The sequence below is a fragment of the Pseudomonas sp. P7779 genome (assembly GCF_013386315.1).
GTDB lineage: Bacteria > Pseudomonadota > Gammaproteobacteria > Pseudomonadales > Pseudomonadaceae > Aquipseudomonas.
The window spans coordinates 102,614-117,476 of record NZ_JACARZ010000040.1; the positions used below are offsets into that span (position 1 = coordinate 102,614).

Here is a 14,863-nt window from a genome sequence, read left to right on the forward strand (position 1 = left end):
AACACCGATGCGTCCCCCAGCCGTTGCGCTGGCGGGGCGCCAAGAGGAATTGCCCGATGAAGACTGCCAACACCGCCCGTGAACCACGGGAGTTGAACAAACTGATGTTCGTCAAGCTGATGCCCTTGCTGATCATCGCCTACGTGCTGAGCTTCCTGGACCGCACCAACATCGCCTTGGCCAAGCACCACCTGGACGTTGACCTGGGAATTTCAGCAGCGGCCTATGGCCTGGGCGCCGGGCTGTTTTTCCTGACCTATGCGCTGTCGGAAATCCCCAGCAACCTGATCATGCACAAGGTCGGCGCGCGGTTCTGGATAGCCCGGATCATGGTGACCTGGGGCCTGATTTCGGCGGCCATGGCGTTCGTCCAGGGTGAGACCTCGTTCTATATCCTGCGCCTGCTGCTGGGCATTGCCGAAGCCGGCCTGTTTCCCGGGGTGATGCTGTACCTCACCTACTGGTTCAACCGCGAGCAACGGGCGCGGGCTACCGGGTATTTCCTGCTCGGCGTGTGTTTTGCCAACATCATCGGTGGCCCGGTGGGCGCGGCGTTGATGCGCATGGACGGGCTGCTCGGCTGGCACGGCTGGCAGTGGATGTTCCTGCTCGAAGGGCTGCCGGCAGTCGCGTTTGCCTGGGTGGTGTGGTGCAAGTTGCCGGACCGTCCGAGCAAGGCGCCATGGCTCTCGGCCGCAGAGGCGCGCGGGATTGAACAGCGCATCGCGATGGAGACCGAAGAGGGCGCAGGCGAGGGCGGGCATTCCCTGAAGAACTGGCTGACACCGCAGATCCTGCTGGCGATCTTTGTGTATTTTTGCCATCAGATCACCATCTACACCGTGATCTTTTTCCTGCCGAGCATCATCAGCAAATACGGTGAATTGAGCACCATGAGCGTCGGCTTGCTGACCTCATTGCCGTGGATTGCCGCAGCGGCCGGCGCTGTGTTGCTGCCGCGCTTTGCGACCACGCCCACCCGTGCCCGGCGGCTGTTGATTACCGGTTTGCTGACCATGGCGTTGGGGCTGGGGATTGCCTCGGTGTCGGGGCCGGTGTTCAGCCTGCTGGGCTTTTGTGTGTCGGCGGTGATGTTCTTTGTGGTGCAGTCGATCATCTTTCTCTACCCGGCCTCGCGCCTCAAGGGCGTGGCGCTGGCGGGCGGGCTGGGCTTCGTCAATGCCTGCGGATTGCTCGGCGGGTTTGTCGGGCCGTCGGTGATGGGCGCGATCGAGATGAGCACCGGCAATGCCACGAATGGCTTGAAAGTGATTGCCGTGGTGCTGGTGGTGGCCGCGTTGGCCGCCTTGCGTTTGCGTCAGGGGCAGGAGCAGGAGCCCGGTCACACCAGCAACGAGGTAGGAAACCCCGAAGCCAGCACCAGGTAAGCCACGACTGCCGCCAGGCACAAACCGACAAATACCCGTAACAGTGTCCTGGCGGTGGGATGAGCGATGAATTTGATGGCCCAGAGCAAAATCCCGGCAACCAGGACGCTCAAGGCAGAAATGACCAGCACGATGGTGTTCTCGCAAGCCTTGGAAGCTGCTTTATAGTCCCAAAGGCCCGTGTTGAACAGTGTGCGCATAGACGCAGGGCCCCGGGTGTTTCTAAACTGCGACTTATCCAGGGCAGTGGGGCGGTCGCCGATGAATCGCAATGAATTACGCAAGGCCGACATCAATTTGATGGTGGTCTTTGAAACCTTGATGCTCGAACGCAACGTGACCCGGGTGGCGGAGAAGCTGTTTCTCGGGCAACCCACCATCAGTTCGGCCCTCAACCGCCTGCGTACGTTGTTCAATGACCCGCTGTTCATTCGTGTCGGCCATCGGATGGAACCTACCGCGCGGGCCGAGGAAATCATCAAGCACCTGTCGCCGGCCCTCGACTCCTTGTCGTCGGCCCTGAGCCTGACCCACGATTTCGACCCGTCCATCAGCACCATGACCTTTCGCATCGGCCTGTCCGATGACGTCGAGTTCGGCCTGCTGCCGCCGCTGCTGCGCGCCTTGCGCCAGGAAGCGCCGCAGGTGGTGTTCGTGGTGCAGCATGTGGATTACTGGCGCATCCCGGACCTGCTGGGTTCCGGGGATATCACCGTCGGCATCACCCAGACCCGCGGCCTGCCGGCCAATGCCAAGCGCAAATTATTGCGGCATATCCGCCCGTGCCTGCTGCGGGCGGACGCCTCGGACAAACCCCTGACCCTCGACGAATATTGCGCACGGCCCCATGTGCTGGTGTCCCACACCGCCAACGTGTCCGGGTTTGCCGATGAGTGGCTGGCGGAAATCGGTCGCAAGCGCCACGTGGTGCTCTCGGTGCCGCAATACAGCGCATTGCCGGCGCTGCTCGCCGGCACCGACATGATCGCCAGCCTGCCGGACTACACCGCCCAGGCCATGGCCGCCGGAGGCAATCTGTTCTGTGAACCGTTCCCGTTCGAAACCCCGACCCTGGACTTGTCGATGGTCTGGCTCAGCCACGTTGACACCGATCCGGCGGAGCGCTGGATGCGTTCGCGGCTGGAGGCGTTCATGAGCGAGCGGGACATGCTGCCGGTGGTCGCACCCAAATCTTGAGATAAAACCTTCAGGGAGATCCAGGCATGGCCCCATCCCGTTCCTTGCTGCGTGGGCGCGGCAGTCATGACAGCGGCAAGGTTGGCATGGTCGAGCTGTTTTTCGACCTGGTGTTCGTGTTTGCCGTGACCCAGTTGTCCCATTCGCTGCTCGCCCACTTGTCCATCGGCGGTGCCGTGCAGGTGGCGTTGATGATGGTCGCGGTGTGGTGGGTGTGGATCTTCACTTCGTGGGTCACCAACTGGCTGGACCCGGAAAAAATCCCGATCCGCATCGGCCTGTTCGGTTTGATGGTGGCGGGCCTGTTGCTGTCCTCGTCGATCCCCAAGGCGTTTACCGATCGCGGGCTGTTGTTCGCCGGCGCCTATGTGTTCATGCAGGTAGGACGCACGCTGTTTGCGTTGTGGGCGGTGCGCGGCGAGTCGCTGAACATGACCCGCAATTTCCAGCGGATCCTGGCGTGGATGCTGTTTTCCGGGGTGTTCTGGATCACCGGTGCGCTGCTCGAAGGCGAGCAGCGCCTGGCCTTCTGGGCCCTGGCGCTGTTGATCGAGTTGATTTCCCCGTCGGTGTATTTCTGGGTGCCCGGGCTTGGGCCCTCGACGCTTGCGGACTGGAATGTGGAAGGCAACCACATGGCCGAACGCTGCGGCCTGTTTGTGATCATCGCCCTCGGTGAGTCGTTGCTGGTGACCGGTGCGACCTTCGCCGAACTGCCCTGGAGCGTGGACGGGCTGGCGGCATTCCTGGTGGCGGTGGTGGGCAGCATCGCCCTGTGGTGGATCTATTTCGACAGCGGCGCCGAGCGCGCCCACCATCGCATTGCCAGCTCTGCCGACCCGGGCCGTCAGGCGCGGATCGCCTACACCTACCTGCATGTATTGATCGTCGCCGGGATTATCGTCAGCGCCGTGGCCGACGAACTGGTGCTGGTGCATCCGGGGCATGCCAGCCAGGCGGGCGTGGTGGCGATCATCGCCGGCCCGTGGTTGTTCCTGCTGGGCAGTGCGCTGTTCAAGTGGGTGATGAGCGACCGGCCGTTGCCACCGTTTTCGCACCTGGGCGGCTTGCTGATGCTGCTGGTATTGCTGCCGCTGGGATTGCAGCAGGTGTTTTCGGCGTTGGTACTGGGGGCGTTGACGTCGGCGGTGTTGGTGATCGTGGCGATCTGGGAAAATCGCTCGCTGCACAGCCTGACCGAAGTTTCACACTGAAAGCGGTCTGATTCCGCCCGGCCCCGTGCTATATGTATGACTCTTTTCCTACAACAACTCGGAGCCTTTCATGCCGCATCTGCATCTGGAATACACCGCCAATCTCACAGAGCTGGCCGTTGAGAAAACCTTGTTGCGGCTCAACAACGTGCTGATGGCGTCCGGGCAGTTCGGTTCCGAGTTCGATATCAAAAGCCGCGCGCTGAAGGTGGAGACATTCCAGGTTGGCACGTCCATCAGCCCGCGCGCTTTTATCGCGGTCAAGCTGTCGCTGCTCAGCGGGCGTTCACCGCAGGTCAAGAAGCAATTGTCGGAAAGCCTGTTGGCGGCGCTGCAGGACCTGGGCGATTGGCCTGCAGACCTGCAGGTGCAGCTCAGTGTCTTGCTGGTCGATATGGATCGCGAGTCCTACAGCAAAGTCACCATCGGCTGACGGGCAATACTCTGAGGCGAGGGAGCTTGCTCCCGCTGGACCGGGCTGGCGCTCCAGTGCGAAGCGCTCCCAAAATTCTTGGGGCCGCTACGCAGCCCAGCGGGAGCAAGCTCCCTCGCCACAGGGGGTCATAATAATCCCTGATCCGCACACACCTTCACCACCTGCTCCCTGAACCACGTGTTGGCGCTGTCCTGCGCGCTGTGTTCATTCCACTGCATATCCAGGGTAAACCCCGGCAAACCGTTCGGCGCTTCGCAATGCCCGAACACGGTCGTGTCTGCCAGCAGCTTCAGCACTCGACGGGGCAAGGTGACGATAAAGTCAGTGCCGGTGATCATCTTCAGCGCCGCGCTGTAGCTGTTGGCGCGGGCGATCACCTGGCGTTTGTGGGACTGGCGCGCCAGCCAGCCGTCGATCATGTTGGTGTCGGAACTCCAGGGCGTGGGGAACACATGGCGCCGGGCGACGAAGGATTGCAGGCTGAACGCCGGTTCCCGGGGCGCCGAGTGTTTGTCGAACACGCACACCAGGTCGTCCTCCAGCAGCATCTGGGTCTTGATGTCCTTGTGCTCGCGATGAAAGTGCGGCCCGAAGCAAATCACCAGGTCCAGACGCCCGTCGCGCAAGGCGTCGGCCGGGACCTCGGTTTCGAGCTTCTGCACGTTGACGATCACCGGCAGGTCGGCGCGGTCGAAGTTTTTCAGCAGGCGCGGCAGGATCAACTGTTCGAAGTATTCTGGGGCGCAGACGTTGAAGGTCACAGCCTTCTGGGTGGGGTCGAACGTTTGGCTGCCGGCATGGCACAGGTTGATGCTTTCGAGGATTTTCTGCACATGCCCGTACATGGTGGCGGCTTTGTACGTAGGACGCATGCCCGCCCGGGTGTTGATAAACAACTCGTCTTCGAAGCTGGTGCGCAGCTTCTTCAGGCTGTAGCTCACGGTGGACTGGCTGACGAACAGGGTTTCGGAAACCTCGGTGACGCTGCTTTGGTCGTAAACAGCGACAAACACCATCAGGTCCTGCATATCGAGCTTTCTAAGCAAGTTGCTGTTTAGCATCCGTTCCGTCCGCAAGCGCTTTGTACCGAACTCGGTACAAGACAATACAAAATGTTAACGGAACGCTCGTACCAATAGAAAGTTCTGTCGGACCTTTCTCTGTTTGAGGTGGGACAAATAATGTTTACAACACGACCTCAGCGAATATGCCGCGCGTAATGCCGGGGATCGAAGCGCAGTACGATCAGCAGCATCACCACCACCACGGCCGTCAGTGACCACCAGGCCCACTCGAAGCTGCCCAGCTGGTCGCGGATCATCCCGGCAATCAACGGCGACAACCCGGCGATCAGGTAGCCGATGCCCTGCACAAAGGCCGTCAGGCCACCGGCGCGGCGCGGGTTGTCGAGGTGGTCGAGGGACAGGATCAGGCTCATCGGAAACAAGCCGCCAATCCCCAGGCCGAGCAAACACGGCCACAGCAGGCTCAGGTATTGCGGGCTCAGGATCAGCCCGCAGAAGCCGGCGATGATCAGCACCAGCAGCACCGCGACCACACCCCGCTTGTCCCTCCGGCGGTTGGCGATGGCCGGGGTAATCAGGCCGGAGACCACTTCCATGGCCGTCAAAAAGCCCAGCAACAGGCCGGCGTTCTGTTCACTCCAGCCTTGTTCCACGTAGTACGGCGCCAGCCAGGCCAGCACGCAGGTGTAGGACGCGGTACCGAGGCCGAAGAAAATCGCCAGCAACCAGGCCCTGCGATTGCCGAAGAATGACGCCTGCGGGCCTGCGCCGGCTTGCGGCAGCGGCGGCAGCACCGAGCGTTGGGCGTACCAGAACACCAGCGCCAATACCGCGAGAACCGCCCAGATGGCCAGGCCGATGCGCCAGCTGCCGGTTTGCACCTGGATAAACGGCGAGAACGAAGCGGCGAGAGCCGCGCCGCCCATGATCGCGGTGACGTACAGGCCCATGAACAGGGAAACGTTGTCGCTGAAGCGCGACTTGATCAAGGCGGGCATCAACGCCTGGATCATCGCGATCCCCACACCGGCCGCGATGGCGCTGAGGATCAGCTCAACCGCCGAGTCCAGGAACAACCGGGAGACGGTGGCCAGGCCGATCACCACCAGCGACAGCACAATGCTGCGATGCTCGCCGAAGCGTTTGGCCACGCCCATGCCAAAAAACATCGCCAGGCCCATGGCCATGACCGGCAGCATGGTCAGCAGGGAGGCCGTGCTGAAACTCAGGGCCACATCGGCGCGAATCGACGACAACAACGGGCCGACGGCGGCCATCGACGGGCGCAGGTTGAGGGCAACCAGCACAACGCTGATCATCAGCCAAACGGCGGTGGCGGGTTTTGCGCGGACGTTTTCCATGGGCGAGCCTTGAACTGACAAGGGCAGTATTAGGCCGGGCGTGGGGGAGGGCGGCAAATGAGAAAGTCGTTGGCGCTATTGAAAAAATGCATCTGCTGACACGGCACAAATCAACAGGTAGGAGCTGGCTTGCCTGCGATAGCGGTGGGTCAGGCAACACATCTGTGTCTGATAGACCGCAATCGCAGGCAAGCCAGCTCCCACAGGGAACAGTGGTGCTCTTGAGTGTTTCTACACCACCCGGATCACATGCTTGATCTCCTGAAACGCCTGCAACCCCCACGGCCCCAGTTCCCGGCCAATACTGCTCTGCTTGTAACCACCCCACGCCGTTTGCGGGAAGATCACCTGCGGCGCATTGATCCACACCAAACCCACCTGCAAAGCATTGGCCACTCGCTCAGCCGCTTCCACGTTGCTGCTCAGCACGCTCGCGACCAGGCCAAACTCACTGTCATTGGCCAGCGCCACCGCCTCGGCCTCATTGGCAAAACTGCGCACGCACAGCACCGGGCCGAAGATCTCCTCGTTCCACAACGCGCTGTCCAACGGCACTTCAGTGAAGACCGTCGGGCGAATGAAATACCCATGAGGCAAATCCGCCGGGCGCCCGCCGCCACACAGCAGCTTCGCGCCGGCTTGCACGCCACGTTCGATATGCCCCAGCACCCGCTGGTACTGCGCACGGTTGACCAATGCGCCCATTTCCACGTCTTCGGCAAACGGGTCCGCCACGCGAATGCTCTCGGCCCTGGCCTGCAAGCGGGTGAGAAACTCGTCCGCCAGTTCGTCGGCCACCAACACCCGGCTGGTGGCGGAACACATCTGCCCGGCGTTGAAGAAACCACCGCCGCAGGCCAGTTCCACGGCCAGGTCGAGGTCGGCGTCCGCCAGCACCAGCAACGCGGATTTGCCGCCCAGTTCCAGGCTCACACCCTTGACCGTTTCGGCGGCGCGCTGCATCACCTGCACGCCCACGGCGTTGCTGCCGGTGAAGGAAATTTTCGCGATCCGTGGGTCAGCCGCCATCGGCGCGCCCACCGCCAGGCCAGTGCCGCAGACCAGGTTGAACACACCGGCAGGCAAGCCCACCGAGGCGATGATCCGGGCCAGTTCCAGCTCTGCCAGCGGCGTCACTTCCGAAGGCTTGAGCACCACGCAGCAACCGGCCGCCAGCGCGGGGGCGAGTTTCCAGGCGGTGGTCACCATCGGGAAATTCCACGGCACGATCAGGCCCACCACGCCGCAGGGTTCACGGCGTACGCGGGCGCTGAAGTCCTCGGTGGGCAGCGCCACCGGACGGTCCTGGGTGGCGTCCATTTCGTCGGCTAGGTTCGCGTAATAGGCAAAGGTGGCGATCACGTCATCCACATCGATGCCGGCTTCAAACAGCGGCTTGCCGTTGTTGCTCGATTGCAGTTGCATCAGGTGTTCACGCTCTGCGCTCACACCCTCGGCGATCTTGCGCAACAGTGCGGCGCGGTCGCGGCCGGTGCTTTTCGACCATTCCGGGAAGGCCGCGCTGGCGGCGCCGATGGCCTCAGTCACCGCGCCTGCATCACCCACGCTCACTTGGGCCAGGGTGGCCTCGGTGGCCGGGTTGATCACGTCCAGCACGTCATGGCCGGCACGCCACGCGCCATTGATAAACAGCCCATTCAATACCGCGCTCATACCGCCACCTCCTTCATCCAAAGGCCCTGGTCGATTTCAATCAGCGTCGGGCCCTGGCGATCAGTCGCGGCACGCAAGGCGCTGCGTAATTCCTCAACACCCTGGATGCGCTGGGCAGCAGCGCCGAGGGCCTTGGCCACGCCGATAAAGTCCGGGGTGTAGATGTCCACGCCCACCGGTTCGATGGCGCGGTTGACCATGTATTTCTTGATCTCCTCATAGCCCTGGTTATTCCACAGCAGCACGATCACCGGCGTGCGCGCTTCCACGGCGCTGGCCAGTTCCGGCAGGGTGAATTGCAGGCCGCCGTCGCCGATCAGGCACACCACCGGCGCACCGTTGCCGCGCCCCAGCCACGCACCGATGGCCGCCGGCAAGGCGTAGCCGAGGGTGCCGTAGCCGGTGGAGGAGTTGAACCAGCGGCGCGGCTGGTCGAGGTTCAGGGTCAGGTTGCCGGTGTACACCGGTTGAGTGGAGTCGCCCACCAGTACGGCGTCGGGCAGTTCGTCCAGGACGGTGTTGAGGAACAGGGTTTGCGCGCGGGTGGCGGCGTCCCAGGTGGGTTCCAGTTCGCTCCACAGGCGGGCGACGCGGCGGGCGCCCCAGTTGCTGGCCCGGGCGGCCAGGGGTTTGTTGCCCAGCTCGGCAAGCAGTGCCTGCGCAGCGATTTGCGCGTCGGCTACCAGCGCGACTTGCGGCGGGTAATTGCGCACGGTCTGGTCGGAGTCGATGTCGATGCGCAGCAGGGCGCCGGGAATGTCGAAGCCGCCGGCGAAGGTTACGTCGTAGTCGGTTTCGGCCAGCTCGGTGCCGATCGCCAGCACCACGTCTGCCTCGGCCACCAGCGCGCGGGTGGCGACCAGGGTTTGGGTCGAGCCGATCAGCAGCGGGTGGTTGGCGGCCAGCATGCCCTTGGCATTGATGGTCAGCGCCACCGGCGCGCCGAGGGCTTCGGCCAGTTGCGTCAACTCGGCGGCCGCGTCGATGGCACCGCCACCGGCGAGAATAAGTGGACGTTTCGCCGCCGCCAGCAACTGGCTCATCTGCTTGACCGCCGACGGCGCAGCACCGGCGCGGGAAACGCTGACCGGCTCGCTGCCGAGCAACGCGTCGGCGTTTTCCACCAGCACGTCCAGCGGGATTTCGATGTGCACCGGGCGCGGTCGTCCGGCCTGGAACAGCGCAAATGCCCGGGCCAGTACACCGGGCAACTCGGCCGCCGACATCAAGGTATGGGAGAACGCCGCCACGCCCGCGATCATCGCGTTCTGGTTCGGCAGCTCGTGCAGCTTGCCGCGCCCGCCGCCCAGCTGGCTGCGGGACTGCACGCTGGAGATCACCAGCATCGGGATCGAGTCGGCGTAGGCCTGGCCCATGGCGGTGGTGATGTTGGTCATGCCGGGGCCGGTGATGATGAAGCACACGCCGGGCTTGCCGCTGGTGCGCGCATAGCCGTCGGCCATGAAGCCGGCGCCCTGTTCGTGGCGCGGGGTGACGTGGCGGATGCTCGAGCGCGCCAGGCCCCGGTAGAGTTCCACGGTGTGCACGCCGGGGATGCCAAACACCTGGTCCACGCCGTAGCCTTCCAGCAGGTTGACCAATACTTCGCCGCAGGTCGCCATTGTCGTCGCTCTTATTGTTGATAAAGGCCCGTATTGGAACGGCTGGCCCGTAGCGGCAACAATCGATAAAAAGTCATACTAGCCATGTCCTCACGTCATGGCTGCGCCCTTATGAAACGTCTTCCGCCGCTGCCGGCCCTGCACACCTTTTGGGTCACGGCCCAGTGCTGCAACTTCACCCGAGCCGCCGAGCAATTGCACATCACCCAGGGCGCGGTGAGTCGGCAGATCGCCGGGCTGGAAAGTCATCTGGGCTATGCGCTGTTCCAGCGCCAGGCTCGTGGCTTGAGCCTCACCGAAGAGGGCCGCGAATGGTCACTGCGGGCGCAGCAGGTGTTCGGCCTGATCGGCGAGGCGGTTGAGCAGATCGGCACCCGCCGCGAGACCTTGCAGCTCAAGGCCTCCACCTGCGTGATGCGCTGGCTTCTTCCACGGCTGATGCAGTGGCAGCAGGAACGCCCGGATGTGCCGGTGGAGTTGACCACCACCGTGGCCTACACCGTCGACTTTCGCCGCGAGCAGTTCGATGCCGCGGTGATCTACGCGCCGATTGCCGAGCAGTCGGCCCAGGCCCGGCATCTGTTCGATGAGCGCCTGACACCGGTGTGCGCGCCGGCCTTGCTCGGTGACTTGCACACGCCCGCCGATTTGCAGCAACAGGTGTTGTTGCACCCTACGCGGGATGAGCGGGATTGGGCGTTGTGGTTGAAAGCGGCGAATACACGCTTGAGCAATCTGGCCCAGGGGCATCATTTTGAAACCCTGGACCTGGCGATGACGGTGGCGTCCCAAGGCTCGGGCGTGGCAATTGGTGACAGTGCGCTGATTGGCGAGGACCTGAAGGCGGGGCGGTTGGCCACGCCGTTTGAACTACGGGTGCCGACGGGGATGGGGTATTACCTGGTGTACCCGCCGGGCACTGAGCCCTCGGCGGGGTTGGAGCAGCTTATGGATTGGCTGGTGAGCCAGGCACAGTCGCCGTCACAATGAAGATCAAAATGTGGGAGGGGACTTGCTCGCGAAGGCGCCGGGTCAGCCAATCCATCTGTTGACTGACACACCGCATTCGCGAGCAAGCCCGCTCCCACATTTTTAGTGCGCGTCAGCCTTAGTAGCCGACGGTGAACCGCTGGCGCGAATGCTTCGGTGTTTCCACTTCATCAATCAGCGCAATCGCAAAGTCGGCAAAGCTGATCCAGCTGCGGCCTTCACTGCTCACCAGCAATTCATCCCGGCCCAGGCGGAATGTGCCGGTGCGTGCGGTCTCCACGAACTCCGCCGAAGGTGACAGGAAGGTCCAGTCCAGGTCTTTTTCCTGGCGCAGGGTATCGAGGAAAACACTGCCGGCGCTGGCTTCGGCTTTGTATTCCTCGGGGAAGCCCGGGCTGTCGATCACTCGGCTGCCGCCCGGCAACAACAGCGAACCGGCACCGCCGACCACCAGCAGGCGCTTCACGCCGGCTTTTTTCACCGGGTTGATCACCGCTTCCGCAGGCAGGGTGGCGAAGTGCGCCGCACTGATCACCACGTCGTTGCCGCGGATGGCCTGTTCCAGCGCCTGGGCATCCAGCGCATCGACTTGCTTGGCGGTGACGCCAGGGCGCGCGCCGATCTTGTCGGTATTACGAGCGATGGCCGTGACGGTGTGCCCGCGACGCAGCGCTTCTTCCAGCAGTTGGCTACCGGCACGACCGGTGGCACCAATGATTGCGATCTTGCTCATGACGTTCTCCAGTACGGTTAAGGGTTGAATCAACTCACCACTGCATTTCGCCCTTGGCGACTTTGGCGCCCAGTTCCAGGGTGCTCTCGTCACCCAGGTTCGGGTAACGCTTTTGCATCGCCGCAATCAGGGCGGCGGAGTCCTTGGCCTTGGCGGTTTCTTCGTCAAAGGCCTTGATGTAGTCGGCGGTGAACGCCACGGATTTGAGCGACGGCGTGCCCAGGTAGTGACCCGGAATCACCGTGCGCGGTTTCAAGTCCTGGATACGTTGCAGGGTGGCCAGCCAATCGGTGTGGGACTTCGCGGTCTGCGTATCGGCCATCCACACATGAATGTTTTCCGCGACGACTACACCACCGACCACCGCCTTGATCGACGGGATCCACACAAAGGTGCGGTCCGGTTGTGCGCCGTCGAGGCCGATCACCTCCAACTGCTTGCCTTCGAGGGTCAGGCTGTGGCCCTCAAGCACCTGGGGAATGACGGCTTTGCCAGGCTTGTCCGCGCCCAGTTTCGGGCCCCAGAACGCCAGTTTGTGTTCAACGGTGGCCTTGATATGGTCCACCACCGGCTGCGGTGCCAGGACTTTGGCCTGGGGGAAGGCGGCGGTCAGGGTATCGAGGCCGAAGTAGTAGTCCGGGTCGCCGTGGCTGATGTAGATGGTCGTCAGGCGCTTGCCGCTGGCGCGGATTTTTTGCACCAGTTGCTCGGCCTGGGTCTTGCCGAATTGGGCGTCCACCAGGATCGCATCTTTGTCGCCGCTGACCAGTACCGAGGTGACCGGCATCATCGCGGTTTCGCCCGGGTTGTAGGCGTCCAGGGTCAGGTCGGCCGCCATGGCGTGCGCGGCGAAGGCCAGGGAGGCGGCGGCCAGGGCCACGCGCTTGAGCGGGGAGAATCCAAACATGTGCAGCTCCAGTCATCGGTAAGGTGTGGACAGAGCTTAGTTGCACCAAACGCTACAAAAAATGCGATGCTTGGACATAGTTTGTTTCTAAAAGCGGGCAAATCATGGATCGTCTTCAAGCAATGCGGGTGTTTGTCGCGGTGGTGGACTTGGGCAGCCAGTCGGCGGCAGCCGACCATCTGGACCTGTCGCGCCCGGTGGTGTCGCGCTACCTGGCGGAGCTGGAAGACTGGGTCGGCGCGCGCCTGATGCACCGCACCACCCGCAAGCTCAGCCTGACCGCCGCCGGCAGCGAAACCCTGCCCCGTTGCCGACAGATGCTGGAGTTGTGCAGCGACATGCAGGCCGCCGTCAGCGAACCCGACGAAGCGCCTCGAGGCCTGCTGCGCCTGAGTGTCAGCACCTCGTTCGGCCAGGCACAGCTGGCCGATGCCATGGCCGAATACGTCAAGCGCTACCCGCTGGTCAACATCGATATGCAGATGCTTGATCGCACGGTGAACCTGGTGGATGAGCGCATCGACCTGGCGATCCGCACCAGCTTCGAGCTGGACCCCAACCTGATCGCCCGCCGCCTCACGCTGTGCCGTTCGGTGATCTGCGCATCGCCCGCTTACCTGCTGGAGCATCCGCAGCCGCAGCAGGTACAGGACCTGGCCCGGCACAATTGCCTGACCCACTCCTACTTCGGCAAAAGCCTGTGGCACTTCATGGAGAACGGCGAGCCGGTGTCGGTGCCGGTGCAGGGCAATATCAGCGCCAACGAGGCCAGTACCTTATTGCGGGTGACGCTGGCGGGAGCAGGGGTGTCGCGGCTGCCGAGTTATCAGGCGGGCGACTACATCCGCAGTGGCGAGTTGATCCGCTTGTTGCCCGAGGCCGAGCCGCAGCAGATGAACATCTACGCGGTGTACGCCTCGCGCAAGCATATGCCGGCGGCGCTGCGCAGCCTGCTGGATTTCCTGGTATTGAGGTTTCCGGAAGAGCCGGTGTGGGACGTCGGTCTCTAAGCCGACATAAACAGGTTGAATGTCGCCCGATAATGGCGACTTGCCCCAGCTGACCTATGCTTATCAAAGCACCTTCTTGATCGGATCAGAGGTCAGCATCATGTCGATCAAAACAAGAAAGTACCTGATGATTTTCACCCTGTGCGCCGCCGCCACCGCGCTCTATGGCACTGCCGCCTACCGCGTCGAACAGACCCGCATGCAGCCGGGCTTCGCCTCCAGCTGCAATCACGGTCAATGCGTTGGCCACATGGCTGCCTTCAGTTCGCTTCGCTAGCGTCCTGGTCGGCTTTCAACTGCTCCCGAAACGCCTTCGGGGAGAACCCGACGCGTCGGCGAAACAGCCGTGAGAAGTTGGTCGGGTCGGAAAAGCCCAACACCTCCGACATTTCATTGATGGTCATGCTGGTGTAGGTCAGCAGGCGCTTGGCTTCCAGCAACTGGCGGTCGTGCATGATCTGCAACGCGGGCTGCCCGCCCAACTCCCGACACGTACCGTTCAGGTGTGAGACCGAGATCCCGAGCTTGTGGGCCAGGTCTTCGATTTTCGGGTGCTCGCGATAATGTTGCTCTACCAGCTGGGTGAACCGGCGGAAGTATTCGCGGCCCCGCGGTGCCCGTGGATGCCGGCGCTGGATGGCCTGGCGGCTGATCCACACCAGCAGCACGCTGACCAGGGCGTGCATCATCATGTCCCGCGCCGGTTGGTCGCTGGCGTATTCCTCCTGCAGGCGCGCAAACAGGCTGTTGAGGTAGTCACTGTCGTTGCCGGCAGGGTAGCTGCCCAGGGCATTCAGGCCATCCAGCGCCGCGCCCAGTTGCCCCTGCAGGTGCGCCATCAGCGGCGCGGCCAGGGTGACCACAAACCCCTCAACGTCTTCGGAAAAGCGAAAGCCATGCACGCATAACGGCGGCAGCACCTGCAGCGTCGATTCATTCAGGGTGCTGCGCTGCCCCTCGATCTCCAGTTGTGCCTGGCCTTTGTGCACGTAAAGCAACTGGCACAGGTCCGCATGCCGGTGGGGCTGGATTTCCCACTGGTACTCACGGCTGCGCCGGGAGATGGTTTCACAGTGCAACAAATCCGGGGTCGGCCATTGCTGGCTCTCACCGTAGAGTTTGAACACTGGAATCGCGGCACTGGCAGTTTTGGTCATGGCTTCATCCGATACTTCGGGAGAGTTGTGCGGTAATCGCCCCAATTGGCGAAAAGCGCAGCTTTGGGCTCAGTTTTCACCTTCTTATGCCGGGCACTCAAGTGAAAAATGCCAGCAACACCTTCAATGACAACTCTTTCACCGGATAC

General features: G+C 62.8%; 15 protein-coding genes. 7 read left to right on the forward strand and 8 right to left on the reverse strand.

Going from position 1 to position 14,863, the window contains the following annotated elements:
* The first annotated feature begins 56 nt into the window (after nucleotides 1-56).
* Nucleotides 57-1,388: an MFS transporter gene (locus tag HX869_RS13645; protein WP_087692587.1), complete on the forward strand. Its 1,332-nt coding sequence runs from the start codon at nucleotides 57-59 to the stop codon at nucleotides 1,386-1,388.
* On the opposite strand, the gene HX869_RS13650 is transcribed toward HX869_RS13645, so the two are convergent.
* On the reverse strand, nucleotides 1,343-1,588 hold the full coding sequence (locus HX869_RS13650) for a hypothetical protein (protein ID WP_023659101.1): 246 nt from the start codon (nucleotides 1,586-1,588) through the stop codon (nucleotides 1,343-1,345). The genes HX869_RS13645 and HX869_RS13650 overlap by 46 nt on opposite strands.
* 61 nt (nucleotides 1,589-1,649) lie before the next feature.
* Between HX869_RS13650 and HX869_RS13655 the strand changes: the two genes are divergently transcribed.
* The 3 genes from HX869_RS13655 (at nucleotide 1,650) to HX869_RS13665 (ending at nucleotide 4,232) form a co-directional block, all read left to right on the forward strand.
* Nucleotides 1,650-2,585: a LysR substrate-binding domain-containing protein gene (locus tag HX869_RS13655; protein WP_003211897.1), complete on the forward strand. Its 936-nt coding sequence runs from the start codon at nucleotides 1,650-1,652 to the stop codon at nucleotides 2,583-2,585.
* A 26-nt stretch (nucleotides 2,586-2,611) separates the two neighbouring features.
* Nucleotides 2,612-3,799 carry a low temperature requirement protein A gene (locus HX869_RS13660; RefSeq protein WP_008437907.1) on the forward strand — a complete coding sequence of 396 codons (1,188 nt, stop codon included), beginning with the start codon at nucleotides 2,612-2,614 and terminating at the stop codon, nucleotides 3,797-3,799.
* A gap of 70 nt (nucleotides 3,800-3,869) precedes the next feature.
* Nucleotides 3,870-4,232: a 5-carboxymethyl-2-hydroxymuconate Delta-isomerase gene (locus tag HX869_RS13665; protein WP_102368307.1), complete on the forward strand. Its 363-nt coding sequence runs from the start codon at nucleotides 3,870-3,872 to the stop codon at nucleotides 4,230-4,232.
* 128 nt (nucleotides 4,233-4,360) lie between these two features.
* On the opposite strand, the gene HX869_RS13670 is transcribed toward HX869_RS13665, so the two are convergent.
* The 4 genes from HX869_RS13670 to HX869_RS13685 form a co-directional block, all read right to left on the reverse strand.
* Nucleotides 4,361-5,296: a LysR family transcriptional regulator gene (locus tag HX869_RS13670; RefSeq protein WP_023659100.1), complete on the reverse strand. Its 936-nt coding sequence runs from the start codon at nucleotides 5,294-5,296 to the stop codon at nucleotides 4,361-4,363.
* A 137-nt stretch (nucleotides 5,297-5,433) separates the two neighbouring features.
* Nucleotides 5,434-6,621, reverse strand: a complete 1,188-nt coding sequence (locus HX869_RS13675) for a cyanate transporter (RefSeq protein ID WP_087692582.1) — start codon at nucleotides 6,619-6,621, stop codon at nucleotides 5,434-5,436.
* A 231-nt stretch (nucleotides 6,622-6,852) separates the two neighbouring features.
* On the reverse strand, nucleotides 6,853-8,295 hold the full coding sequence (locus HX869_RS13680; protein ID WP_178903202.1) for an aldehyde dehydrogenase family protein: 1,443 nt from the start codon (nucleotides 8,293-8,295) through the stop codon (nucleotides 6,853-6,855).
* Nucleotides 8,292-9,917: a 5-guanidino-2-oxopentanoate decarboxylase gene (locus HX869_RS13685; protein WP_087692580.1), complete on the reverse strand. Its 1,626-nt coding sequence runs from the start codon at nucleotides 9,915-9,917 to the stop codon at nucleotides 8,292-8,294. The genes HX869_RS13680 and HX869_RS13685 overlap by 4 nt, the downstream gene beginning before the upstream one ends.
* A gap of 111 nt (nucleotides 9,918-10,028) precedes the next feature.
* On the opposite strand from HX869_RS13685, the gene HX869_RS13690 reads away from it, so the two are divergent.
* Nucleotides 10,029-10,907 (forward strand): LysR substrate-binding domain-containing protein, encoded by an 879-nt coding sequence (locus HX869_RS13690; RefSeq protein WP_177028549.1) that lies wholly within the window; start codon nucleotides 10,029-10,031, stop codon nucleotides 10,905-10,907.
* Nucleotides 10,908-11,025: 118 nt separating this feature from the next.
* Here the strand turns inward: HX869_RS13690 and HX869_RS13695 are convergent, their stop codons facing one another.
* Both HX869_RS13695 and HX869_RS13700 read right to left on the reverse strand, forming a co-directional pair.
* A complete protein-coding gene (locus tag HX869_RS13695) occupies nucleotides 11,026-11,640 on the reverse strand; it encodes an NAD(P)-dependent oxidoreductase (RefSeq protein ID WP_178903203.1) in 615 nt (204 codons plus the stop codon).
* Between the two features lie 34 nt (nucleotides 11,641-11,674).
* Nucleotides 11,675-12,547 carry an MBL fold metallo-hydrolase gene (locus HX869_RS13700; protein WP_102368312.1) on the reverse strand — a complete coding sequence of 291 codons (873 nt, stop codon included), beginning with the start codon at nucleotides 12,545-12,547 and terminating at the stop codon, nucleotides 11,675-11,677.
* A 104-nt stretch (nucleotides 12,548-12,651) separates the two neighbouring features.
* Here HX869_RS13700 and HX869_RS13705 point away from each other — a divergent pair, with 104 nt between their 5' ends.
* A complete protein-coding gene (locus HX869_RS13705) occupies nucleotides 12,652-13,557 on the forward strand; it encodes a LysR family transcriptional regulator (protein WP_177035890.1) in 906 nt (301 codons plus the stop codon).
* 100 nt (nucleotides 13,558-13,657) lie between these two features.
* Nucleotides 13,658-13,834, forward strand: coding sequence for a hypothetical protein (locus HX869_RS13710; protein ID WP_162835184.1), 177 nt, complete (start codon nucleotides 13,658-13,660; stop codon nucleotides 13,832-13,834).
* Here HX869_RS13710 and HX869_RS13715 read toward each other — a convergent pair.
* Nucleotides 13,818-14,714: a helix-turn-helix domain-containing protein gene (locus HX869_RS13715; RefSeq protein WP_003210655.1), complete on the reverse strand. Its 897-nt coding sequence runs from the start codon at nucleotides 14,712-14,714 to the stop codon at nucleotides 13,818-13,820. The two genes, HX869_RS13710 and HX869_RS13715, sit on opposite strands and share 17 nt — an antisense overlap.
* Between the last annotated feature and the right edge of the window lie 149 nt (nucleotides 14,715-14,863).

Excerpts from the sequence above, each read along its gene's own strand:
- HX869_RS13700 (WP_102368312.1), bottom strand. The coding sequence starts at position 12,547 with ATGTTTGGATTCTCCCCGCTCAAGCGCGTGGCCCTGGCCGCCGCCTCC.
- HX869_RS13705 (WP_177035890.1), top strand. The coding sequence starts at position 12,652 with ATGGATCGTCTTCAAGCAATGCGGGTGTTTGTCGCGGTGGTGGACTTG.
- HX869_RS13710 (WP_162835184.1), top strand. The coding sequence starts at position 13,658 with ATGTCGATCAAAACAAGAAAGTACCTGATGATTTTCACCCTGTGCGCC.
- HX869_RS13690 (WP_177028549.1), top strand. The coding sequence starts at position 10,029 with ATGAAACGTCTTCCGCCGCTGCCGGCCCTGCACACCTTTTGGGTCACG.
- HX869_RS13670 (WP_023659100.1), bottom strand. The coding sequence starts at position 5,296 with ATGCTAAACAGCAACTTGCTTAGAAAGCTCGATATGCAGGACCTGATG.
- HX869_RS13645 (WP_087692587.1), top strand. The coding sequence starts at position 57 with ATGAAGACTGCCAACACCGCCCGTGAACCACGGGAGTTGAACAAACTG.
- HX869_RS13680 (WP_178903202.1), bottom strand. The coding sequence starts at position 8,295 with ATGAGCGCGGTATTGAATGGGCTGTTTATCAATGGCGCGTGGCGTGCC.
- HX869_RS13665 (WP_102368307.1), top strand. The coding sequence starts at position 3,870 with ATGCCGCATCTGCATCTGGAATACACCGCCAATCTCACAGAGCTGGCC.
- HX869_RS13675 (WP_087692582.1), bottom strand. The coding sequence starts at position 6,621 with ATGGAAAACGTCCGCGCAAAACCCGCCACCGCCGTTTGGCTGATGATC.
- HX869_RS13685 (WP_087692580.1), bottom strand. The coding sequence starts at position 9,917 with ATGGCGACCTGCGGCGAAGTATTGGTCAACCTGCTGGAAGGCTACGGC.
- HX869_RS13695 (WP_178903203.1), bottom strand. The coding sequence starts at position 11,640 with ATGAGCAAGATCGCAATCATTGGTGCCACCGGTCGTGCCGGTAGCCAA.
- HX869_RS13715 (WP_003210655.1), bottom strand. The coding sequence starts at position 14,714 with ATGACCAAAACTGCCAGTGCCGCGATTCCAGTGTTCAAACTCTACGGT.
- HX869_RS13660 (WP_008437907.1), top strand. The coding sequence starts at position 2,612 with ATGGCCCCATCCCGTTCCTTGCTGCGTGGGCGCGGCAGTCATGACAGC.
- HX869_RS13655 (WP_003211897.1), top strand. The coding sequence starts at position 1,650 with ATGAATCGCAATGAATTACGCAAGGCCGACATCAATTTGATGGTGGTC.
- HX869_RS13650 (WP_023659101.1), bottom strand. The coding sequence starts at position 1,588 with ATGCGCACACTGTTCAACACGGGCCTTTGGGACTATAAAGCAGCTTCC.